The 21,958-nt window shown below is 44.8% G+C and carries 23 protein-coding genes; 12 read left to right on the forward strand and 11 right to left on the reverse strand.

Annotated elements, in window-relative coordinates:
* The first annotated feature begins 47 nt into the window (after window positions 1-47).
* Window positions 48-953: a recombination-associated protein RdgC gene (locus Q0230_RS12950; protein WP_298610565.1), complete on the forward strand. Its 906-nt coding sequence runs from the start codon at window positions 48-50 to the stop codon at window positions 951-953.
* A 195-nt stretch (window positions 954-1,148) separates the two neighbouring features.
* The gene (locus tag Q0230_RS12955; RefSeq protein WP_298610566.1) at window positions 1,149-1,670 is read left to right on the forward strand and encodes a GNAT family N-acetyltransferase; all 522 of its coding nucleotides are present in this window, start codon (window positions 1,149-1,151) and stop codon (window positions 1,668-1,670) included.
* Window positions 1,671-1,675: 5 nt separating this feature from the next.
* Here the strand turns inward: Q0230_RS12955 and Q0230_RS12960 are convergent, their stop codons facing one another.
* The 4 genes from Q0230_RS12960 to trpD form a co-directional block, all read right to left on the reverse strand.
* Window positions 1,676-1,924: a DUF1127 domain-containing protein gene (locus tag Q0230_RS12960; RefSeq protein ID WP_298610567.1), complete on the reverse strand. Its 249-nt coding sequence runs from the start codon at window positions 1,922-1,924 to the stop codon at window positions 1,676-1,678.
* Between the two features lie 127 nt (window positions 1,925-2,051).
* Complete coding sequence (gene lgt / locus Q0230_RS12965) at window positions 2,052-2,846, reverse strand: prolipoprotein diacylglyceryl transferase (RefSeq protein WP_298610568.1); 795 nt, start codon at window positions 2,844-2,846, stop codon at window positions 2,052-2,054.
* A 40-nt stretch (window positions 2,847-2,886) separates the two neighbouring features.
* Complete coding sequence (gene trpC, locus Q0230_RS12970; protein WP_298610569.1) at window positions 2,887-3,690, reverse strand: indole-3-glycerol phosphate synthase TrpC; 804 nt, start codon at window positions 3,688-3,690, stop codon at window positions 2,887-2,889.
* Between the two features lie 15 nt (window positions 3,691-3,705).
* Window positions 3,706-4,731, reverse strand: coding sequence for an anthranilate phosphoribosyltransferase (gene trpD / locus Q0230_RS12975; protein WP_298610570.1), 1,026 nt, complete (start codon window positions 4,729-4,731; stop codon window positions 3,706-3,708).
* A gap of 188 nt (window positions 4,732-4,919) precedes the next feature.
* Here trpD and Q0230_RS12980 point away from each other — a divergent pair, with 188 nt between their 5' ends.
* Window positions 4,920-5,339: an isochorismatase family protein gene (locus Q0230_RS12980; RefSeq protein ID WP_298610571.1), complete on the forward strand. Its 420-nt coding sequence runs from the start codon at window positions 4,920-4,922 to the stop codon at window positions 5,337-5,339.
* 181 nt (window positions 5,340-5,520) lie between these two features.
* Here the strand turns inward: Q0230_RS12980 and ssb are convergent, their stop codons facing one another.
* The 5 genes from ssb to Q0230_RS13005 all read right to left on the reverse strand — a co-directional run bounded on the left by ssb (window position 5,521) and on the right by Q0230_RS13005 (window position 11,266).
* Window positions 5,521-6,024 carry a single-stranded DNA-binding protein gene (gene ssb, locus Q0230_RS12985; RefSeq protein ID WP_298610572.1) on the reverse strand — a complete coding sequence of 168 codons (504 nt, stop codon included), beginning with the start codon at window positions 6,022-6,024 and terminating at the stop codon, window positions 5,521-5,523.
* 33 nt (window positions 6,025-6,057) lie between these two features.
* Window positions 6,058-7,413, reverse strand: coding sequence for an MFS transporter (locus tag Q0230_RS12990; protein ID WP_298610573.1), 1,356 nt, complete (start codon window positions 7,411-7,413; stop codon window positions 6,058-6,060).
* A gap of 96 nt (window positions 7,414-7,509) precedes the next feature.
* Complete coding sequence (locus tag Q0230_RS12995; protein ID WP_298610574.1) at window positions 7,510-8,229, reverse strand: exosortase H-associated membrane protein; 720 nt, start codon at window positions 8,227-8,229, stop codon at window positions 7,510-7,512.
* A complete protein-coding gene (gene xrtH, locus Q0230_RS13000) occupies window positions 8,222-8,734 on the reverse strand; it encodes an exosortase H (protein ID WP_298610575.1) in 513 nt (170 codons plus the stop codon). Before xrtH ends, Q0230_RS12995 begins: the two co-directional genes overlap by 8 nt.
* A 111-nt stretch (window positions 8,735-8,845) precedes the next feature.
* Window positions 8,846-11,266, reverse strand: coding sequence for a Calx-beta domain-containing protein (locus tag Q0230_RS13005; RefSeq protein ID WP_298610576.1), 2,421 nt, complete (start codon window positions 11,264-11,266; stop codon window positions 8,846-8,848).
* 641 nt (window positions 11,267-11,907) lie between these two features.
* Between Q0230_RS13005 and ccoG the strand changes: the two genes are divergently transcribed.
* From ccoG to Q0230_RS13035, 6 genes are all read left to right on the forward strand, one after another.
* Window positions 11,908-13,356, forward strand: coding sequence for a cytochrome c oxidase accessory protein CcoG (ccoG, locus tag Q0230_RS13010; protein ID WP_298610577.1), 1,449 nt, complete (start codon window positions 11,908-11,910; stop codon window positions 13,354-13,356).
* Between the two features lie 17 nt (window positions 13,357-13,373).
* Window positions 13,374-14,231 carry a FixH family protein gene (locus tag Q0230_RS13015; RefSeq protein WP_298610578.1) on the forward strand — a complete coding sequence of 286 codons (858 nt, stop codon included), beginning with the start codon at window positions 13,374-13,376 and terminating at the stop codon, window positions 14,229-14,231.
* A gap of 2 nt (window positions 14,232-14,233) precedes the next feature.
* Window positions 14,234-16,666 (forward strand): heavy metal translocating P-type ATPase, encoded by a 2,433-nt coding sequence (locus tag Q0230_RS13020; protein ID WP_298610579.1) that lies wholly within the window; start codon window positions 14,234-14,236, stop codon window positions 16,664-16,666.
* A 10-nt stretch (window positions 16,667-16,676) separates the two neighbouring features.
* Window positions 16,677-16,895 (forward strand): cbb3-type cytochrome oxidase assembly protein CcoS, encoded by a 219-nt coding sequence (ccoS, locus tag Q0230_RS13025; protein WP_298610580.1) that lies wholly within the window; start codon window positions 16,677-16,679, stop codon window positions 16,893-16,895.
* Window positions 16,896-17,166: 271 nt separating this feature from the next.
* Window positions 17,167-18,078 carry a LysR family transcriptional regulator gene (locus Q0230_RS13030; protein WP_298610582.1) on the forward strand — a complete coding sequence of 304 codons (912 nt, stop codon included), beginning with the start codon at window positions 17,167-17,169 and terminating at the stop codon, window positions 18,076-18,078.
* A 58-nt stretch (window positions 18,079-18,136) separates the two neighbouring features.
* Window positions 18,137-18,526: a hypothetical protein gene (locus tag Q0230_RS13035; protein ID WP_298610583.1), complete on the forward strand. Its 390-nt coding sequence runs from the start codon at window positions 18,137-18,139 to the stop codon at window positions 18,524-18,526.
* Here Q0230_RS13035 and prmB read toward each other — a convergent pair.
* The gene (gene prmB / locus Q0230_RS13040; protein WP_298610584.1) at window positions 18,498-19,430 is read right to left on the reverse strand and encodes a 50S ribosomal protein L3 N(5)-glutamine methyltransferase; all 933 of its coding nucleotides are present in this window, start codon (window positions 19,428-19,430) and stop codon (window positions 18,498-18,500) included. The two genes, Q0230_RS13035 and prmB, sit on opposite strands and share 29 nt — an antisense overlap.
* 65 nt (window positions 19,431-19,495) lie before the next feature.
* On the opposite strand from prmB, the gene asd reads away from it, so the two are divergent.
* The 3 genes from asd (at window position 19,496) to pyrE (ending at window position 21,589) form a co-directional block, all read left to right on the forward strand.
* Window positions 19,496-20,344, forward strand: coding sequence for an archaetidylserine decarboxylase (asd, locus tag Q0230_RS13045; RefSeq protein ID WP_298610586.1), 849 nt, complete (start codon window positions 19,496-19,498; stop codon window positions 20,342-20,344).
* 68 nt (window positions 20,345-20,412) lie between these two features.
* The gene (locus Q0230_RS13050; protein WP_298610587.1) at window positions 20,413-20,874 is read left to right on the forward strand and encodes a pentapeptide repeat-containing protein; all 462 of its coding nucleotides are present in this window, start codon (window positions 20,413-20,415) and stop codon (window positions 20,872-20,874) included.
* 67 nt (window positions 20,875-20,941) lie between these two features.
* Window positions 20,942-21,589 (forward strand): orotate phosphoribosyltransferase, encoded by a 648-nt coding sequence (gene pyrE, locus Q0230_RS13055; protein WP_298610588.1) that lies wholly within the window; start codon window positions 20,942-20,944, stop codon window positions 21,587-21,589.
* A gap of 77 nt (window positions 21,590-21,666) precedes the next feature.
* On the opposite strand, the gene Q0230_RS13060 is transcribed toward pyrE, so the two are convergent.
* Window positions 21,667-21,918: a helix-turn-helix domain-containing protein gene (locus Q0230_RS13060; protein WP_298610589.1), complete on the reverse strand. Its 252-nt coding sequence runs from the start codon at window positions 21,916-21,918 to the stop codon at window positions 21,667-21,669.
* Window positions 21,919-21,958 lie beyond the last annotated feature (40 nt).

Here is a 21,958-nt window from a genome sequence, read left to right on the forward strand (position 1 = left end):
CTTTCCTGCATAATCGCCGCCTCGATAGCGGCGTGAGTGCAAAGGACATGTGGTTCAAAAATCTCTATCTCTACAAGCTTCAGCAAGCTTTTCCTTTAACAGCAGAAGCTTTGCATGAGCAATTGGCAGCTCGATCCTTTATACCTTGTCTAAAAGATCAGCGTGAAAGCAGTGGCTGGGTACCCCCTTTGGGTAAGCAGTCTGAATCTTTTGTGCATGCAGCAAATGCTTATATCTGGATCAGTATGGCGCATCAAGAGCGCATGCTACCTTCCTCTGTCGTGAAAGAGGAACTAGATGAACGTGTCAGTGAGCTGCAAGAAAAAGAAAATCGCAAGCTCAGTAGCCGTGAAAAGAAAGATATGCGTGAGCAGATCGAATTTGAACTGCTCCCACAAGCCTTTACCCGGACTCGCCAGCTTGATGCTTGGATTGATCCGCATGAATTATGGCTAGTGGTGAATACCTCTTCGTCCACTCAGGCGGAGCGCTTAACGGCTTTATTACGCAAATCGATCGATAGTTTACCGATTGCTGCTCCAGAAACCAGTAATAGCCCAACTTTCCTAATGACGCATTGGCTCACTGAAGGTGTCTTACCGCCTAAGTTTGAACTTGGTGAGGAATGTGAGTTACGCAGCCAAGGTGATGAGCAAAGTGTTGCAGTGTTTAAAAAGCATGAGCTGCTTACCGAAGAGGTGAAATCAAATCTAGCTACTGGCAAGCTGGTGTCTAAACTGATGTTGACTTGGGATAATCGCCTAAGCTTTGTCTTGACTGAGAATTTGCAAATTAAGCGTCTGAAGTTTTTAGATGTATTTGACGAGCAAGTAAATGAACAAGATCCACAATCGTATGCAGAACGTAAAGATATTGAATTTACTTTGATGACAGGAGAAGTGTCGCGCTTATTAGCTGATTTAATGGTTTGCTTCAATCCAGCTAAAGCTTAAAGTGTAATTGAGGAGGAACTGACAGAGAATGACCCTCCAACGTCTATTCGGGTAGAAACCTCCTCCACCTCACGTTCAGGCTTGAAGGCCATCCTCTGTCAATTCATGCCAAGAGTTTAGTACATATTAAACGACTTGCATGACAGTTTTGTTTAATATGCGAGCATTGCACGGCCTTTTATCGGATTCTTCACTATGCCCGAATTAATTCACTGTAACTATGAGCAACATGCCGCAACAATTCTGGAAATATTTAACCATGCCATTGCACATTCAACCGCTTTATATGAGTATCAGCCACGCAACTTGAGCTTTATGCAGCAATGGTTTGATATGAAGAGGGCTGGAAATTTTCCAGTGATAGGCTTAGAACAGGATGGCAAGCTATTAGCCTTTGCGAGTTATGGTAGTTTCCGTCCACATCCTGCTTATAAATATAGTGTCGAGCATTCGATCTATGTGCATCCTGAGCAGCGTGGAAAAGGGTTAGGAAAACACTTATTGCAAGCGATTATTCAGGAAGCTGAAGAGCAAAACTATCATCTATTGATCGGCGGGATTGATGCGCAAAATACGGCGAGTATTGCCCTGCATACCAGCTTAGGCTTTGTGCATGCAGGAACAATTCAACAGGCAGGTTTCAAGTTTGGGCGCTGGTTAGATTTGGCTTTTTACCAATTAATCTTAAAGACACCTACGCAGCCTGTGGATGGCTAATTGGCTTAAGCAGCTTTGTGGCTGAAATTAGCTTGATTAGAAGCTGCTTGGCTCGTTTGTTTACTGCTTGGTTTAATGATTAATGTATCAATAGTCCAAGGTAAACCGGCACGACCTTGCTGAATTTTCTGCCGAGATAAGCCTAGCGATAAGAGTTGTGTGTCGCTCATGCGTTGTAGCTCCGCTGCTGCACGTGCATAGCCAAACGCTTCAAAGCTGGTATAAATTTTTTCAACAAATTTAATGATGTTCATAATCTACTTAACTCTCTGTTGAGACTGTGGTCTTAGTTATTTGTGCGATGCAACAAATATGCGTGAGAAGCAGATTATGAGCAAGTAACGATTTGTTGCCCTAGCGGTTACTAAAGCTCACTATTTGTTAGCTCAGTGCTTGTCCACCCCGCTTATAAGCCCATGCGATTAAACCTAAACCGGCTAAAATCATTGGGATGCTCAAAAGTTGACCTTGAGTTAGCCAGTCAAAAGCCACGAATTTTAATTGAATATCTGGCTCACGGAAGAATTCAGTAAAGAAGCGGAATAAACCATATAAAGCTAAAAATAAACCAGCAACTGCACCCGCAGGACGAGGCTTACGAGTAAATATCCATAGTACAGTGAATAATACTAAGCCCTCAAAAAAAGCTTGATAAAGTTGGGAGGGATGGCGTGGAAGCGAGTCAACTTGTGGAAAGACCATTCCCCAAGGCACATCGGTAGGACGACCCCATAATTCACCATTAATAAAGTTACCAATCCGGCCTGCACCTAAGCCAATTGGAATCAAAGGTGCGACAAAGTCAGCTAAGTTCAGCACGCTAATTTTCCATTTATGGGCGAGCACAAACATCACAATGGTCACACCAATTAAACCACCGTGAAAGCTCATGCCACCATCCCAAACTTGGAAGAAGGAGATCGGGTCACTTAAGAACGACTTGAGGTTATAAAAGAACATATAACCAACACGCCCACCAAGCACGACACCAATCGCACCCCAGAACATCATGTCGTCGACTTGATCGGGTTTAAATAAGCTTCCCGGTTGCCGAGCACGCTGTTTACCAAGAATTAAAAAGCCCAAAAAACCAATCACATACATCAGCCCATACCAATGAATTTTCAGCGGGCCAATACTGAGAGCAACAGGATCAAATTGTGGATGCGTTAACATGCTAGCAGCCTTGAGTTATTGTCTAATAAAGCGGTTAGGGTTACACCGGCTGGAAAAATAATCTCGCCAATTCAGCGCCCGGATCAGCCGCGCGCATAAAGGCTTCACCGACTAAGAAGGCATGCACTTGATGCTCACGCATGAGTTGCACATCGGCTTGAGTATGAATACCACTTTCAGTTACCAATAAAGTATTACTTGGAACATCAGCTAGTAAATCTAAAGTGGTAGTTAAGGACGTCACAAAACTGCGCAAATTGCGATTATTAATCCCAATTAGCGGCGCATTTAAGGGCAGGGTGCGTAACAGTTCATCACGATCATGCACTTCGATTAAGACATCCATCCCCAATTCAGTGGCGACTGCATAAAGTTCGTTTAATTGCTGATCATTTAAAGCTGAGACAATCAAAAGAATACAATCAGCCCCAATCGCCCGTGCTTCGTAAATCTGGTAAGGATCAAGAATAAAATCTTTGCGAATCACCGGAAGCGTACAAGCGGAGCGCGCTGCTTTTAGATAATCCTCATGCCCTTGAAAATACTGCGCATCGGTCAATACCGATAAACAAGCAGCTCCCGCTTGCGCATAGCTTTGTGCAAGGGTGGGAGGATCAAAGTCTGCACGTATGATGCCTTTACTCGGTGAGGCTTTTTTGATTTCAGCAATCACCGCAGCCTGACCGTTTGCAACCTTAGCTTGCATAGCGTTTAGGAAGCCACGTACCGGATCAGCTGTGGGCGCTAATTCTTTAAGTTGGGCAAGACTAAGTCGTGCAGAACGTTCAGCTACTTCTTGCTGCTTGGTATCAAGGATTTTTTGTAAAATATCGGCTTGACTCATCCTAAGTTTTCCTCCTTAAGCAGGCTGAAATTGTTGGCTAAAATGAGCTAGCTGCTGCAGACGTGCTAACGCACTACCATCAGCCATCACAACCTGAGCTTGTTTGATACCCTCAGCATGACTATTCGCTAAGCCGGCTACATAAATCGCAGCTCCTGCGTTCAATGCCACAATATCACTGGCTGCACTCGGCTGATTGCTCAAAGCACACCGAATCATGGCTAAGCTATCTGCTGCAGTTGCTACCTTTAATGCATCTAAGGACGCAGTGCGTAAACCGACCTCTTCAGGGGTGAGTGTATATTCGCGTACTTCGCCGTTTTTCATTTCAGCAATATAAGTAGGTGCCGCAATACTTATTTCATCTAAACCATCGGCTGAATGTACAACGAGTACATGCCGACTACCCAAGTTTTGCAGAACCTCGGCCACTGGAAGTACCCATTCTTTGGCAAACACGCCCAAGACCTGATTGGGAGCACCGGCAGGATTAGTGAGTGGACCAAGCAGATTGAACACGGTACGAATACCTAATTCACGCCGTGGGCCAATCGCATGTTTCATGGCGTTATGATGCTTTTGTGCAAACAGAAAGCCCACTCCCACTTCATTGATACAACGTGCGACTTGTTCAGCATTTAGCTCTAAATTAATTCCTGCAGTTTCTAGCACATCAGCACTACCCGATTTACTCGAAACCGAACGATTACCATGCTTAGCCACGCGTGCCCCCGCTGCTGCTGCGACGAAAGCACTGGCAGTAGAGATATTAAAAGTGCCAGAAGCATCGCCACCTGTGCCGCAAGTATCCACTAGATAGTCACGGTTAATATCTACCGGAGTAGCCAATTCGCGCATCACACTGGCGGCTGCAGTGATTTCTTCAACCGTTTCACCGCGTAGGCGTAAACCCATCAAAAAGGCTCCAACCTGTGCAGGTGTGGCGTGGCCGGTCATAATAATACGCATGGCATCAGTCATTTCAGCCTGACTAAATTGATGATGCTCACTAATTTTGCGGATATATTGTTGGAAATCCATACGTCCTCTACTGCTAAGACTGAGCCAGTAACACTACCGATGCTCTCAGTTATTAGGGCGTGAGTGTACCCAGATAAGCCTAGAATATCTATTAACTCAAGGTGGCTAAGCGGGCTTAATTATAGATCAATGCATCATTAGCGGCTGTAAGCGCAGCAAACTAACACTAAATTTAGGAGGAACCCCAGATGCGTATTCAAGCTCAAGATTCAGTCTTATTAGTCGTTGATATACAAACTCGTCTTTTGCCCGCGATTCATCAGGGCGAAACGGTACTAGCGAATGCCACTTGGCTAGTCGATGTCGCGCAAACTTTAAAAATTCCAGTGCTAGCAACTGAGCAATATCCGCAAGGTTTAGGCCTTACTGAGGCAAATTTAAGAGCGCGCTTGCCCGACAAAGCTATTTTTGAAAAAATTCATTTCTCAGCAGTGACCGAAGGTAATTTGCTCAAACATACTGCAGCACAGCGTCAACAGTGGGTTGTAGTAGGAACAGAAGCTCATGTGTGTGTGCAACAAACCGTGCTGGATTTGCTGGCTCAAGGCTTGCAAGTCTTTGTAGTGGAAGAGGCCGTGGGTTCGCGTAAGCCACAGATAAAAGTTTAGCTTTAGAACGAATGCGCCAGAATGGAGCGGAAATTTTAAGCCGAGAAATGGTCGCCTTTGAGTGGTTAGGGCAGGCGAATACACCAGAATTTAGAGAAGTTTTGAAGCGATTCTTACGCTGACTGATAAAAAAGCCTAGTCTAGAGCTAGGCTTCGGAAACTTTAATCTACAGCTCTTCCTTTAGAACGGAATATCATCATCAAAATCTTCAAAGGTATCTCGTCCCACTGGAGCTGAATTGGTATTAGCGGGTGGTGTGGAGGTACGGCCACCGCCATAATTGCCTGAGCTAGTAGTGGCAGCTGGTGGCGGAGGGGCATTGAACTCGCCTACGCTACCACCTTCAGAGCGTCCGCCTAACATTTGCATTTCATCAGCAATGATTTCAGTGGTGTAACGGTCTTGACCATCCTGGCCTTGCCATTTACGAGTTTGCAAACGGCCTTCCACATAAACTTGCTGGCCTTTGCGTAGATATTGACCGGCAATTTCCGCTAGTTTGCTATAAAAAACCACCCGATGCCATTCGGTGCGCTCTTGGCGCTCGCCGGTATTTTTGTCTTTCCATTGTTCACTGGTAGCAATGCTGACATTCGTGATTGCACCACCACTTGGCATATATTTGGTTTCTGGATCGCGCCCGAGAGTGCCCACCAAAATAACCTTATTAATTCCGCGTGCCATGTTCTGTCCTTTCTTGAGGTATGACTGCTAATTTTACGTGGCTGCCCCTAAAATTGCACGAAGCCCCTGTTCGTCTAGTTCTTTTTTGTCGACTTTCAGATAAGCGACTTGCTCCTCGGCGACAATCGCAACTTCATAAACCCCCCGCACTTTTTGCAGCGCTTGATAGATAGCTGCCCAGTCTGCAACAGTACCGGTAAAACGCACCACGCGACTCGTATAGAAGCTTGGAGTAGGTAGTTTTAGCGTGATCGCTAACCAAAGAGCTGCTACTACAGCACTAAACCAGAATACGCCTGCTGCATGCCACTGCTGGTTCACCCAACCACCCATTATGCCCCCGACAAAAATGCCCAAAAATTGCGTGCTGTTATAAATCCCCATCGCCGTACCTTTAGTATCAACGGCTGAGTATTTAGCCACTAACGAGGGTTGAATCGCTTCTAAAAAATTGAAGCCGAGGAAAAATAAGGAAAAAGCAGTCAAAAGTGAATACTTAGTACCATAACCCAAAGCCAGTAAGATTTCTGCAACGACCAATAGCGCAATTGCACCCAGCAACATAGGTTTAATCTTGTGCCGCTTCTCAGCTACAATAATTAAAGGAATAGAGCCCATAAAGGCAACTAAAAATACCGGCAAATACACTTTCCAATGATCAAGTGTGGCTAAACTAAGTTCATCTCGAAATAGGGTGGGAATGACTAGAAAATTGGCAGTCATTACTAAATGTAAAGCAAAAACCCCCGCATTCATGCGCAATAGAGCAGTGTTTTTCAGTGCTTTCAGGAGATAGTCACTCACAATGCCTGCATCACGATGGGCGCGAATATGTAGAGGAGTGGGCACTGCAAACAGGATTAATAAAATCCCTGAAATCGCTAAGCCGCAGGTAAACCAGAAAATGCCAGACATCCCTGCATGTGTGTAGAGAATCGGCCCAAGAATAATCGCAGCCATAAACGACAGGCCAATTGTCATACCGATAAACGCCATCACGCGCGAACGGTTTTCTTCGCGGGTTAAATCAGCGGCTAAAGCCATGGTTGCAGCAGCAACAGCGCCCATACCTTGTAAGGTACGCCCGACAATAATCAGTTCAATCGAATGCGACAGAGCAGCAATTATGCTTCCCAAGGCAAAAACTAATAAACCACCAATAATGACTGGTTTTCGACCCATACGATCAGAGGCAATACCTAAAGGAATCTGGAAAATAGCTTGGGTTAAACCATAAATACCAATGGCAATCCCTGCGAGTAAATCAGTTGATCCTGGCAAAGTGTGAGCATAAAGCGCAAATACTGGTAAAATCATAAATAAACCCAGCATTCGCACGGCATAAACAGCCGAAAGTGAAAAGGCAACACGCCATTCCAAAGCATTCATCGGGGTTAGCACACCATGACTTGTGACAAGAGGGCGCTATGTTAGCGCGTTCAGGCAAGCGAGCATAGTCTAGTGAGCTAGTGTAAAGATTAAGTTTTACTTAGCTAAAGAGGACGGATTGGGCTTGGGGTTAGAACCATAGATCAGTTGACTCAAAATAGCTGGATTAAGCTGTGCCCACAGAGCTATTGGCAAAACAACTGGAAAGATTAAAAAACCGAGTCGATAGCCAAGAGCAATGCAGGCTTGCATCCAAGTTTCATTCAGTAGAGGCCAGAGTGTTTTTGCTTGATCAGTAAAAGTGGTTTTGAAATCCAAAGCTAAAAAATTTGCAGTATTAAAGTAAAGTCCCCACACGACAATGAGACTCACTAAAACAAAGCCTAAACCGAAACTCAAGAGTTTCTTGCGGATACTAGTCGGAGTTGCAAGCACTAAAGCAGTTAAGACTGGCAATCCATAAGCATATTTAAGGCTGTCTAAGGGGATACTTAATAAAAAGGGGTAGTGTTGGCCATTCGTAAAAAAATTAGCTGTAAAGCGCGCAAAGCCCTGTGGTAATTCAGCTTGAATCTCAGCGCCTAAATAAGTATTAATGATTAGATAGTGTTGCTGTATAGCAAGGCTTTCAATTAGGTTGGGTAAACCAAGGGGTATGAGTAACTTGGCTAATTCTAAGGCAGGGTGAATTAGCCAAGAGGAAAGTAGATACCAGATAATGAATAAAAGTGGCAACCAGAATAAAGTTCGAAGCACAAATAAGCGTGGACTTAAGGTGGCTTGTTTAAAAAGTGTGGTATAGCAAGCCTTAAACATGATTTAAAATAGGTTGTTGGGGCTTTGATTGCTTATGTTTTATGACCCAACGAATCCAAATAATAAAGACGATAAGTACATCAAAGAAAATCAAACCTTGCCAAATGTAAAGATGCGCCCATTCGAACCATTGTTTATTCCATTGGAGTAGGTAAAACAAGCTAATAATTCTCACAATATTAAGAATTTGAATCGCTAGATAACCTAAGAATAGACCCCATAAACGTTGAATCCAATTAGCAGGATAGGCAAAAATAGCAGCCGTTAAGCAGATCATGGCTTCAACACCATTACAGCCCGCTAATATTGCTACTGAAGTTCCATTGGATAGGCTCTGAATGAAAATTCCGTGCGAGCTGACATCAGCATCAAAAATTTTCAGTAAACTAGCACTAATTGCAGCAAGATGCTCGGTGAAAGGAGTAATGAAACCATTACGCACAGGCTCAAGCCATTCAAGAGCAAATAAGGCAAGTAATACGCTGATAAAGATAGTTTTATTCATGGTTGGATTTTTTAAAGACTAGTTGAGCAAGAGTGTTCAGCTATGGTAATACAACTCCTTAAAGCATAAACCCATACTTTTATAGTATGGGTTTATTTGTTAGAGGGAGATTTAAGCTTTGCGCCTCCATCCCAACCAAGCCAAGCCGGCTAATAAGGCTAGTAAGCTAAAGGGGCTGAAAATGGGAATGGGTGTACTAGTGTCGTCATCATTAATAACTGCACTAGCACTATTGTTACCTAAATTAACCAATTCAGCGGTGCTTGCTCTGGCAGTCTTAAGATTATTAGCCGGAGTAGTTAAATTGATGGTAGCAATGATCGTCTCAGGACCTTCAGCTTCATTATCATTAATAACGCTAAAGGGAAGGTTAGCATTAGAGGAGCCATTTGGGATGTTAAAAGATACCGGCGCAGTATAGTCAGTGCCGTGAGTAGCCGTGCCGGTATAAGCGACAGTCCCAGTGAGGGGAACACCGGAGGTATTAGCTGGCGAAACAGTGACAGTAAATTGCCCATTCGTGCTTGGTTCAGCACCATCAGTGGTTTTGTTGATCGAAACCGTATAGTTCGTCTCGGCATCATTATCCGCTAGGTTGGCCGTAGCCGCTGCGGTAGTAATCGTGCCAGTAGAAGGATTCAACAAGGTTGCGATCACTGCCTCATTACCTTCCACTGCAGTATCGTCTATCACTGCGAAATCAATAGTTGCGGTAGAGGAACCATTCGGGATGCTGAAGCTAGTTGGTGCAGTGTAGTCGGTCGCGTTGGTTGCGGTTCCACTATAAGCGACCGTACCAGTAATAGCAGCACCGGTTGCATTGGCGGGAGATAACGTTACCGTAAACCGCCCTGCCGTGCTGGGTTCTGCGCCATCGGTAGTTTTGGCAATGGACAGTTGGTAATTAGTTTCTGCATCATTGTCAGCTAAGTTGGTGGTAGCAGTGGCTGTTGTGATCGTCCCAGTCGAAGGATTGGAAATTGTTGCAATCACTGTTTCAGTGCCTTCTACCGCCGTATCATCAATCACCGCGAAATTGAGAGTAGCGGTTGACGAGCCATTCGGTATGTTGAAGCTGGTAGGGGGGGCTGTGTAATCTGTATTGCTGGTCGCCGTGCCGGTATAAGCAACAGTCCCTGTGATGGGAGCACCTGAGGTATTAGCTGGCCAAACAGTGACAGTAAATTGTCCGTTGGTGCTAGGTTCTGCACCATCAGTGGTTTTAGCAATCGAAAGTGTGTAGTTGTCATTATCCGCCAGATTGGCCGTGGCTGTTGCTGTGCTAATCGTACCAGTAGAGGGGGCAGAAATAGTGGCTATCACGGTTTCAACGCCTTCTACCGCCGTATCATCGATAGTGGTGAAGTCTAGTGTTGCACTGCTAGCACTCTGAGGAATACTGAATGTGACGGGTGCATTATTGTAGTCAGTCCCATTAGTGGCAGTACCGCTATATGCCACGGTTCCTGTGATGGGGAACCCTGTCGTATTGACTGGTGAGAGCGTCACTGTGAATTGTCCATTGGTGCTGGGTTCAGCGCCATCGGCGGTTTTGGCAATCGAAACAGTGTAGGTGTCATTATCTACTAGATTCGCCGTAGCTGTGGCAGTGCCAATCGAGCCATTGGAGGGTGCGGAAATGGTTGCTATCACCGTTTCAGTGCTTTCGGCCTCGGTATCATTGATAATAGTGAAATCGAGAGTCACCGTACTAGCGCCATTGGGGATGCTAAAAGTGGCTGGAGCAATGTAGTCAGTGCCATTACTAGCGTCGATGCCCTTAGTGGCGGTTCCGCTATAAGTGACCATGCCTGTGATGGCAGCACCGGTGTTATTTACTGGATTGACAGTGACTTGAAATTGCCCCTTCGTACTAGGCTCAGCCCCATCTGTGACCTTAGCGATCGATAATTGGGGAATGCACTCCAGTTGGAGCTTCCAGTTATTTAGTTTGGTCGCATCTTGATAACTCGCATCTCCCACAAATAGGCTCCAAATACCTGAAGGCGACTTTGTAGCACCATCTAAGTCAGCTAAAGAATCTAGAGGTTTGACTGAACCACTAATAGCAGGATTACTGCTACAGATATAATTATCATCTACTTTAATAGGGGCTTCATCATCAAAGGTAGCTTGAATATTATTCTGACCACTACATGCTCTATTAACTAAATATATTCCTTTGAAGCTAGTAGGGGCAAAAACGCCAAAATAAATATCATTGACATAGTCTGTGGAAATGTCAGTAAAAATATTGACATCTGCTATACCACCTGGGCAAATGCCAACAGGTACTGTAATTTTGGAAGTGATAACTACAGGCGCAGAATTGCCGTCAGCAGTGGTTATGGCATCAAATTCGTCGCTAGGGCAATTCGTCCCCCCAATATCTTTGCAGCTAAAGGTATAATCAACCGCCCACGCTGGTTCACCTAGGCTGGTCGCTAGCAAGATGGCTGCTAAGCTTAGGCATGGCTGCTTAAGATCAAGCCGCCAGTGGCTACTTGATGATAGTAAAGGATTGATTGGCATTTCTTTAAACTCCTCTTCGTATTGAACTAGCTAAATTAATTGTTGTTCCCTACTTACCCTGAGGGTTGGTTGAGTCGATCAGCCTCAGATCGCTTAGCAGACGATTCTTTTTAATCTTATTTTTTCTTGAGCCTAGCGTGTACGATCACTTCCTCACCCAGATCAGTTCGCACAGCCACACAATAGTCACCAACTGTAGCTAGATTAATATTGCCACTAAACGCCCCACAGCGTTGGGTACTGTCACTCCAGTTGCCACAGGTTTGAGAAACAAATCCCCTACGATTGTTAGTGGTTGGAGATGATGGAAAGCCACACGTACTCACCCCACAGTCTGCCATAGTAGTTGACTGTTGTTGGAGACGAACATAACCATCTCCATGAATGATATTTGCGCTTAGATTGTACTACTTTTAGGCAATAAAAAGCCTTTTTCTAGCTTCTTAAGTTTGTCTAATAGTAGTAAATACATAGCAATTTACCCCGAAATTTTTCCGAAAAATAGACGAAATTCTGCTTGGATTACTGCTTTCAATCTGATGTTTCGGCTTGAAATTCCATTATTTTAATTCATTAGCATTCTCTAAAATTCCTGTTCCCTCTTGATCTCCCTCAAGGTAAAATATCTCCTTGCGGGTAGCATGCCCGACCATTCTAATTTGAGATCCAAAGTCGTTATGAGCAATGTGCAAGTCATTCAGCCAAAGAACGTCATCCAACCCCGTTCGATCCAAGGGCGTTTCCGTAATTTAAAAACGGGCATTATGGTGCTGGCCTATGCGGTTTTCTTTATTTTGCCGTGGATTCGTTGGGAGCGAGTGGTAGGGCCAGATCAGGCCGTCATGTTTGATATTCCCTCACGTCGCTATTATCTGTTTGGTTTAGTGATGCATGCGCAAGATGTGTTCTGGTTGACCGCTTTGCTGTTCTTAGCCGCTGTCTTGCTGTTCTTTGTGACGACTTTATTGGGGCGGGTTTTTTGTGGTTATTTTTGCTTTCAAACCTTATGGACGGATGCGTTTCGCTTTATTGAAAAAGCCATTCAAGGTGATCGGGTTGCACGGATTCGTTTAGAAAAGCAGGCTTGGAATCAAGAAAAACTTCTGAAAATCGGCGCGACGCATGCGGCTTGGTTAGCTTTATCCCTATGGACGGGTTTGACTTTCGTTTTATATTGGGGTGATGCCTTTACCCTGACCAAAGATTTCTTCACTGGTAATGCGCCCAGTGCTGCTTATTTCACCGCTTTTCTCTTAATGATCACTACTTATTTAGCGGCGGGTTGGATGCGTGAATATGTTTGCCTGCATGTCTGCCCGTATGCACGTTTCCAAAGTGTGATGTTTGATCAAGACACCATGATTGTGTCCTATGATCAAAAGCGCGGTGAAGGGACTACAGGACGGGCGACTCCAATAAAAGATTTACGAGATCGTGCTGTACGTCAAACTCAAGGGCATGGCGATTGTGTAGACTGTGGTCTATGTGTACAGGTTTGTCCAACGGGAATTGATATTCGCGAGGGTTTGCAGATCGGTTGTATTCACTGTGCTTTATGTATCGATGCCTGCGATAGCATTATGGATAAGTATCAGTGGCCGCGCGGTTTGATTCGCTATACCTCTGAAAATGGCTTAGAAGGTAAGAAAACTCATTTCCTGAAACTGCGTACCATTGGTTATGGATTGGCAACTTTATTGGCAGCTATTTATTTAGTTTGGAGTATTTCCAGTACGAAAATGTTAGAGGCCACTGCTGTACAAGTGCGCAGTCCTTTATATGTGGTGTTATCTGATGGCAGTATCCAAAACAGTTACGAAGTGAAGATCAACAATAAAACCCAAGCATCAGCGACTTATCGGATTAGTTTGGCAGATTTGGAAGGTGCAAGCTTATCGCTTGGGCAAGTTGATCCAAACAATATTAGTTTAGGACCTGATAGCAGTATTCGTGTCTTTGCGAAGGTGAAACAGCCTGCAGCAGCACGTGCTGGGAGTAAACGTAATCGTGAATTCCACTTTAAACTGGAGCCAACGAGCGGTGAAGTCACTGATCCTGTTATCATACCTTCTCAATTTATGATGCCCTAAGGAGCAAGGCCTAGGATATGGAGAGTTACAGCTTACTAACGACCTTAGGAACTGGCGTATTTGCCTCCTTTACATTGTTTTTTCTGTTTTATCTTGGCTTAAAATGGAATAACAAGTTAGCTGCGTTAGTAACCATCCTGATTGTCATGGGCATTTACATTCCGCTAGCCGCTACGCATTGGGCCGGTGTGGATGTGTTTGCGATTCACTTTGCCTTTTTTGTCATGAGTGGTTATGGCTTAGGGATTATCACTAGCCATCGCAGTAATCGGCAGCGTTTAGATACACAGTTAGGGCAAGCGACTGAACAGTCCAAAAAGGCTTGGTTTCATTGGGCTCCCGCCATTATTGTTATCTTCTTCATTACTTTAGCAACGATTGATAGCATTATTATCACGCTAGCTAATAAAGGGGCGAGTAGTGAGTTTGTTGCGCGTTTTCTTCCTGAGCCACGGTTTGCCACAGGCCCAGTTACCTCAGTATTTCCAGGGCCTGTACCGCATGATTTTAAAGAAAAATACGCTCAATTTAATCAGCATTTAGATCAACTCGAAGTGCAAAAAGAGCGTGGTTGGCAAGTGAAAAATGGTTGGCAACAAACACCACGGATAGGTCAACCGACGGTGTTTAGTATTAATGTCTTGGACAAAGCAGGCCAACCGATTACGGGTGCTACAGTTGAAGTGAGTTTTTTACGTCCAGCGGATAAAACTAAAGATAAGCATTTCAGTTTGCCAGAAAGTGGTTCAGGGAATTATGGACAGAGCATTTTGCTAGATGAGCCGGGGTCTTGGACAGTAGTTTTGCGCATTCAGCGTGGTGATGAAGTACATGAAGTCAAAGGGACCACCCAAGTCTCTGCTCTTGCTGGTTAGTCATGGCTAAGCCAGAAACCTTTGAACTGGTGGCGGATTGCTTCCATTGCGGTTCGCCGATTCCCTCGGGTGCTAGCTATTTAGTTGCGATTGATGGTCGGGAACAAGCCCTATGTTGTTCAGGCTGCCAAGCGGTTGCTGAGGCCATTGTAGCGAATCAGCTCACTGATTTTTATAAATTCCGTACCGATATTGGTTCGCGCCCAGAAGATTTAATTCCTGAACAACTACGTGATTTGCAAGTCTACGATAGTGTCGATTTGCAGCGCTCGTTTGTGCGCGCAACCGCTGGCAACGTCCGTGAAGCCTCTCTCATTCTCGAAGGTATTGTCTGTGCGGCCTGTGTTTGGCTGAATGAGCGGCATGTTAAGCAATTGCCTGGCGTGCTGGATTTTAGAGTCAATTATTCCACGCATCGCGCCACTTTACGTTGGGATACTAGCCAACTTAAATTAAGTACCGTTTTACAAGCGATTAGTGAAATTGGCTATCATGCGCATCCTTTTGATCCAGGGCGCTTAGAGTCCCTGCAAAAGAAAGAAAAGTCTGCTGCTTTACGTCGAATTGCAGTAGCAGGTTTAGGCATGATGCAGGTGATGATGGTGGCAGCCGCCATGTATATCGGTGCGGTCTCCGATATGGATGGGCAAATGCGTAGTTTCTTACGCTGGATCAGTTTAGTCATGACGGTGCCTGTCATCTTCTATTCAGCACGGGTCTTTTTCCAATCCGCTTGGCGCGATTTGCGCCGTGGACGCTTTGGGATGGATGTTCCTGTATCCATTGGTATCGGAATTGCTTTTACCGCTAGTGTGTGGGCAACCGTGATGGGGGGGGGCGAGGTCTATTTTGACTCGGTGACGATGTTCACTTTTTTCCTGCTGACTGGGCGCTATTTAGAAATGAATGCGCGGCATAAAGCAGGGCAGGTCGCCGAAGAGTTAGTGCGTTTGATGCCCGCCACAGCGACTTTGTTAAAAGAAGGCAAGCAAGAGGTCGTACCGGTTAGTCAGTTAGTCAGTGGTGATCAAGTCCTGATTAAACCGGGTGAGGTCGTGCCTGCTGATGGTCTGGTTTTAGAAGGAGTCAGTAGTACTAACGAAGCTTTGTTGACTGGTGAAAGCTTGCCTTGTCGTAAAATTGAAGGCGATAAACTAGTCGGCGGCACAGTGAATATTGAAAGCCCTTTAACCATGCAAGTCAGCCAAGTTGGTGATAATACTGTACTAGCAGCGATTATCCGCTTACTGGAGCGTGCTCAAGCTGAGAAGCCAGAGCTTGCACGTTTAGCTGAAAAAGTTTCCTCACGCTTTGTACCACTGATTTTGCTCACCGCTACAGCGGTTTTTCTTTATTGGCATCAATCGCAACCCAGTGAGGCGTTTTGGATTGCGCTGTCGGTGCTAGTGATTACCTGTCCTTGTGCCTTTTCTTTGGCTACCCCTACCGCTTTAACCGCTGCGACAGGGCTGTTAACTTCGAAAGGAGTGCTCACGACCCGCGGGCATGCTTTAGAAACGCTGGCACGGATTGATGAGCTGATTTTAGATAAGACGGGTACTTTGACCTATGGACAACTAGCCGTTGTTGATTTTAAAGCATCAGGTGCTTTATCTGAATCTGTTTGCAAGTCATTAGCGGTGGGCTTAGAGCAAGCTTCTGAACATCCGGTGGCTAAAGCGATGATGCAGCTAAGCCATGAGCCTTATGTGCTTAGTCAACTAAGCTCAGAGTCTGGGCGAGGTGTACAAGGTTACTGGCAAGGTGAGTGTTATCGCTTAGGCACATTGAATTTTGTTGGGGAGTTAACTCAAACAGCATTACCTGCAGCGTATTCCGTAAGCTCGACTGACTCCCAAGTCTATTTAGGTTCAAGTGCTGGTTGGTTGGCACAAATGACTTTAGCCGATCAAATCCGTGCTGGAGCGAAAGAAGCGCTTCAAGAACTGAGTGCAGCAGGTATTAATATTAGCCTTTTAAGTGGTGATAATCCGGCAGTTGTGCAGAAGGTGGCAGGGCAGTTAGGCATTGCTAAAGCTCTAGGTGGGCAATTGCCTAATGATAAATTAGCTTATGTAAAAGCTTTGCAGGCTCAGGGCAAGATTGTGGCAATGGTCGGTGATGGGGTCAATGATGCTCCGGTGTTAGCGGGTGCGGCGGTTTCGATTGCGATGGGTAGTGGTTCGCAACTGGCGCAAGCGAGCGCTGATATGGTGTTACTCTCAGAAAATTTACAACAACTGCCATTTGCGATTAACACCTCTCGACGTATGCAAATCATTATTAAACAAAATTTCGTTTGGACAATTGGATATAATCTGTTAGCTATTCCTTTAGCGGCTACTGGCTTGGTTGCTCCGTGGATGGCAGCGATTGGGATGTCAGCCAGCTCTTTGATTGTGGTGTTGAATTCACTACGCTTAAAACATTTTTAGGTGATTCACCGTGGAAGCTTTATATATGCTGATTCCAATTGCTATTGGAGTCATGATTGTTGTAGTGATTGCCTTTATTTATACGGTGCGTAGTGGGCAATATGATGATTTAGAGGGGCCTGCATATCGAATTTTGATGGATGATGATGACCCCCGCATTCCCCATCAGTCCAAGGATGCCCTAAAAAAAGCCAGTGAACCCTCAGTGGACAATGACAAAAGCGCGTAAAAATCCTACATTTAGTAGTTAATCTTGTGCCTCTTATCAAAAAAATTTGCTTTAGTAGTATGAACTAGCCCCGTTTGTACAGAATTGTCCTATTCTAATGATAGTATTTGTCGAGTCGTTGATAGAGATTTTTTATAAACTGGTATTTTTTATCGTCAAATTAAACGGTAATATCCGGTAATGGATGACCGGTAAATAAGTTCAGGGAATAGTGAGATAACCCCCTCATACCTGACCTAAGCAGTGTCACTAACAAGGAGAATAGTTCTAAATGTCAGACAGAAGATTACAAGTCTTCCACGCGGTTGCCCGTTTGCTTAGTTTCACCAAAGCAGCTGAAGTACTTCATATGACCCAGCCTGCTGTGACCTTTCAAATCCGCCAGTTGGAAGAGCAGTTTGATACCCGCCTGTTCGATCGCACCCATAACCGTGTTACCCTCACCGAAGCGGGTCAAGTGGTTTATGAATATTCTGAAAAGATCTTCGATCTTTATAGTGAAATGGAAAATGCCATTCGCGAGATGACCGATGACATTAGTGGCTCTCTAACTATTGGTGCGAGTACCACGATTTCTGAATATATGTTGCCTTCATTATTGGGTGACTTTAAAGCAAAAAATGCCGACATCAAGTTGCGTTTAAGAGTCTCTAATACCGAAGGCATCGTTTCTATGGTGGAAAACAATGTCATTGATTTAGGTGTAGTTGAAGGCCCTGTCACCAATAAAAACTTATTAGTAGAGGTGTGCCGCACGGACGAAATGGTCTTAATTTGTCCACCTAGTCACGAATTAGCTAACTTAGATAAAGTCACCGCTAAGGATTTAGTCAAGTATTCCTTGATCTGTCGTGAAGAAGGCTCTGGTACTCGTGAAGTAATGGTAGATTATTTATTTGCCCACGGTGCTGATAAGCATGCTGTAAACAACTGCTTAGAGCTAGGAAGTCCTGAAGCCGTCAAAGGCGCAGTGGAAGCTGGTATGGGCATTTCCGTAGTCTCAAGTGCTAGCATTAGCAAAGAGATTAAATTAGGTTCTTTAGTCTCCAAGCCGCTCGATCCACCATTAACCCGTGATTTTTCTTTTGTGCGTCAGCGCCAAAAGTTTAAAGTACCGGCGATGGAAGAACTGTTAGAGTTTGCGCGTGTTTATTGCCAGCGAGCAAAAAAGGCTGATGCTTAATTAACTCAAGTTTAGGTTTGAAAGCTTGCTGAAACATAGCTGTTGAAATAGGCCAACCATGTTACCAACACTAGGGCAGGGTAGCAGTACTCCCCAAGAAAAACGCTTACGCAGTTTATTTCGTGAGTTACAAGCTCATGATCAAGCCACTTTGCTTAAATTTGCTGAGTTTCTTGTGCTTAACTCGTCTGAGCTAAAGGTTGAGCAAGTTTGCCCAGAGCCAGAGTTGCTCGAACGTCCGGCTACGGAAAGTGTGGTTAAGGCTATTAAACGTTTAAAAGCTAGTTATCCGATGCTCAGCCCTGATGCTTTACTTTCACCGACTTCTGATTTGATGGCCGCTCATATGATTAAAGGGCGGCCTGCAACAGAGATTATTGATGAGCTAGAGCAGATCTTTGCGGAACATTATCAACAGTTTAAAGCAGCTTGGCCGCAGCCGCTTTGAAAGCAGCGGCGTGTTCATCCAATTGAGTTGCTGTCAATAAAAAGATCCCATCTCCGCCCCGTTCAAATTCCAGCCATTGGAAAGGTACTTCTGGATAAGCTTCGGTGAGCGCAAATTGGCTATTGCCGACTTCGACAATCAAAATGCCATGTTCACTTAAATGCTCACGAGCAGAGGCTAAAATACGATGCGCAATATCTAAACCATCGGTGCCTGCTGCTAAACCGATTAAAGGTTCATGCTGAAATTCAATACTCATTTCAGCAATTTCAGCCGCATCGACATAAGGTGGATTGCTGACAATTAGGTCATAACGCTTGCTGCTTAAATGAGTAAATAGATCAGACTCAAGCGCTTGAACATGAGCCTGTACCCCATGACGTGCAATATTGAGTTTAGCAACCGCAAGGGCATCAGCAGACACATCGCTTAAATCGATTTCCGCATGTGGAAAAGCGTAGGCACAAGCAATACCAATGCAGCCGCTGCCCGTACATAAATCTAAAATATGTGCAACTTGTGATTCATCCGTCCACGGATAAAATTGTTTTTCTACTAATTCTGCAATTGGCGAGCGAGGCACTAACACGCGTTCATCCACGTAAAAAGGTAAACCTGCAAACCAAGCTTCATTAGTTAAATAAGCTGCAGGTTTACGCTCAATAATCCGCCGCTCTAAAGTGTCCATGACTTTTATCTTTTCAGCCTGAGTGAGTTTACTGCTGAAATATAATTCAGGGGTATCCACAGGCAAGTGTAGGCTGTGCAGCACTAAATAAGCCGCTTCGTCTAAAGCAGAGGCCATACCGTGCGAAAAACTTAACTCCGCTGCGCGAAATTGGCTAGCTCCCCAACGGATAAAATCAAGAATGCTAGAGAGTTCAGTGAGAGCGGGCTGCGCCATCGAGTGTATTCCTTTCGACTAAATTGCCGTATCATCCAGCATTTATTAGTTATTTGCCAAGCCTAATGCCGCTATCTGATTATTTAAAAGCCTGGCCGCTTTATCCGCTGCCACATCATGCTATTTCACGTTTGGTTTATCGGTTGACGCGCATTGAGTCTAACTGGACTCAGCCCGCGATTCGCCAGTTTATTAAGGCTTTTAAAGTAGACATGAGTGAGGCCGAGCAAACTAATCCGCAGGCTTATACAACTTTTAATGCCTTCTTTACGCGCAGTCTAAAACCTGAATTGCGGCCTATTGCGAGTGGTGCTCGAGTATTAGCCAGCCCAGTTGACGGTAAAATTAGCCAAGTTGATACGATTCGTTCTGGGCGTATTTTTCAAGCCAAAGGTTTTGACTATTCGGTAGTAGAACTATTAGGTGGTGATACAGCTCGTGCTGCACCCTTTTTAAATGGCCAATTCACGACCATTTATCTCTCACCCCGTGATTATCACCGTATTCATATGCCTTTGGCAGGGCAGTTAATGGAGCAAGTGTATATACCAGGACGTTTATTTAGTGTTGCAGGGCATACGGTACGTACGATTCCGCGTTTATTTGCTCGTAATGAGCGCGTTGCGGCTATTTTTGAGACTGAATTTGGCAAAATGGCGCTGGTGTTAGTAGGTGCGATTAATGTAGCCGCGATTGAAACCGTGTGGGCAGGATTGATTACCCCGCCTAATCAATCGGTCGTACGTGTTGATCAGTATGCCAATGTTAACTTAGCCAAAGGTGTTGAAATGGGACGTTTCAATATGGGTTCAACCGTTATTGTGCTTCTAGAAAAAGGCGATTGGAATTGGGGGGAAACTCAAGCTGATCAAGGCGTGAAAATGGGGATGCAATTAGCAGAGCTTCCCAGTTAAGAAGGGCTGGTAAAGCTGAGTTAACGCGCTACACTTTAAGGGAATGAATTAAAATAACATGGAGTGTTATGATGCAAGTTCCAAGGATAAGGAGCTTAGTCTGCTACGCGGGTCTAGCGCTAAGTTTAGGTTTTCACTCAGTAAGTTATGCGGTTGGCTCACTGAGTACACCACTGTATCAAGCCCAAAATACCGATTTAACCGGCCGCAATTTTGAGGGCGCGAATTTAAGTCTTGCCGATTTCACTCATAGTAAGCTTAGCGGTGCGAGCTTTAAAAACGCGAATCTTGATTATACCAATCTCAGTTTGGCTGATTTGAGCCATACTGATCTGACCAATACGTCGCTGAGACTCGCCTTGATTGAGTTTACTAATCTTAGTTCGGCTAAAGGCTTAAGCGTAGATCAGTTGAAAGAGGCTTGTATCACTGAAATTGAACCTGAAGCCGCGGCGCAGTTAGGTTTTGATCTCATGAGCTATCAACCACCCAGTGGTTGTTTGCTGTGGGAACATGTACCACGTGGTTAGAGGCACTCTGTATTAACGGCTTTTCTGGTATGATGCCGGCGCTAACTGATTAATGAGAGAGTGCCCAATGAAACCCTATCAACAAGCTTTTTTAGAATTCGCTTTGCAACAAGGTGTTTTACGCTTTGGCGAGTATACCCTGAAATCAGGGCGTGTTAGCCCGTACTTTTTCAATGCAGGTTTGTTTCAAACGGGTTCAGCTTTAAGTCGTTTAGGGCAGTTTTATGCACAGGCTATTGTGGAATCAGGTATTCAATTCGATATGCTATTTGGCCCTGCATATAAAGGTATTCCTTTAGCAGCTTCGGTTGCTATTGCACTCTATGAAAAGCACAGTTTAGATTACCCCTATGCCTTTAACCGCAAAGAGGCGAAAGATCATGGTGAGGGTGGAACGATTGTTGGTGCACCCTTAAAAGGACGTGTCTTAGTAATTGATGATGTCATGACCGCTGGGACAGCTATTCGCGAGGCCGCTGTTATAGTAGCAGGGCAGGGTGCAAATTTAGCGGGGGTGTCGATTTCACTGGATCGGCAAGAACGTGGTCAGGGGGCTTTATCTGCTGTACAAGAAGTACAAACAAATTTTGGGGTGCCGGTGATTAGTATTGTTGGCTTAAACAATGTTATTCAGCATGTGCAGGAACAGATTGATGAACCTCAATTATTAGCAGCTATTCAAGCCTATCGTCAGCAATACGGGGTAGAGATTTAGATTTGAGGTTTAAGCTTCCTGTTATAGCACAGGAAGCTTAGTAAACTTGAGAGATAGTGCTGCGAACTGAGCTAGCATTACAGCAAATTATGACGCTTTAATTTGGTACGTAAGGTAGCGCGATTAATTCCCATACACTGAGCTGCACGAGATTGGTTTCCATGAGTATAACGCATCATGATTTCTAACATAGGACGCTCGACTTCATCCACCACCAAGCGATAGATATTGCTGGCTTCGTGGTCACCTAAAGTATCTAAATATTCTTGCAGAGTACGAGATACCGTTTCAGAGAGTGAAGAGTCTAAGGCGCGAGTTGCTGTATTCATTTCCTGTAACCTTTAATTATATGGAGCCCTTGTGCAGCAC

It is taken from the genome of uncultured Thiothrix sp., from assembly GCF_937876535.1.
Lineage (GTDB): Bacteria > Pseudomonadota > Gammaproteobacteria > Thiotrichales > Thiotrichaceae > Thiolinea.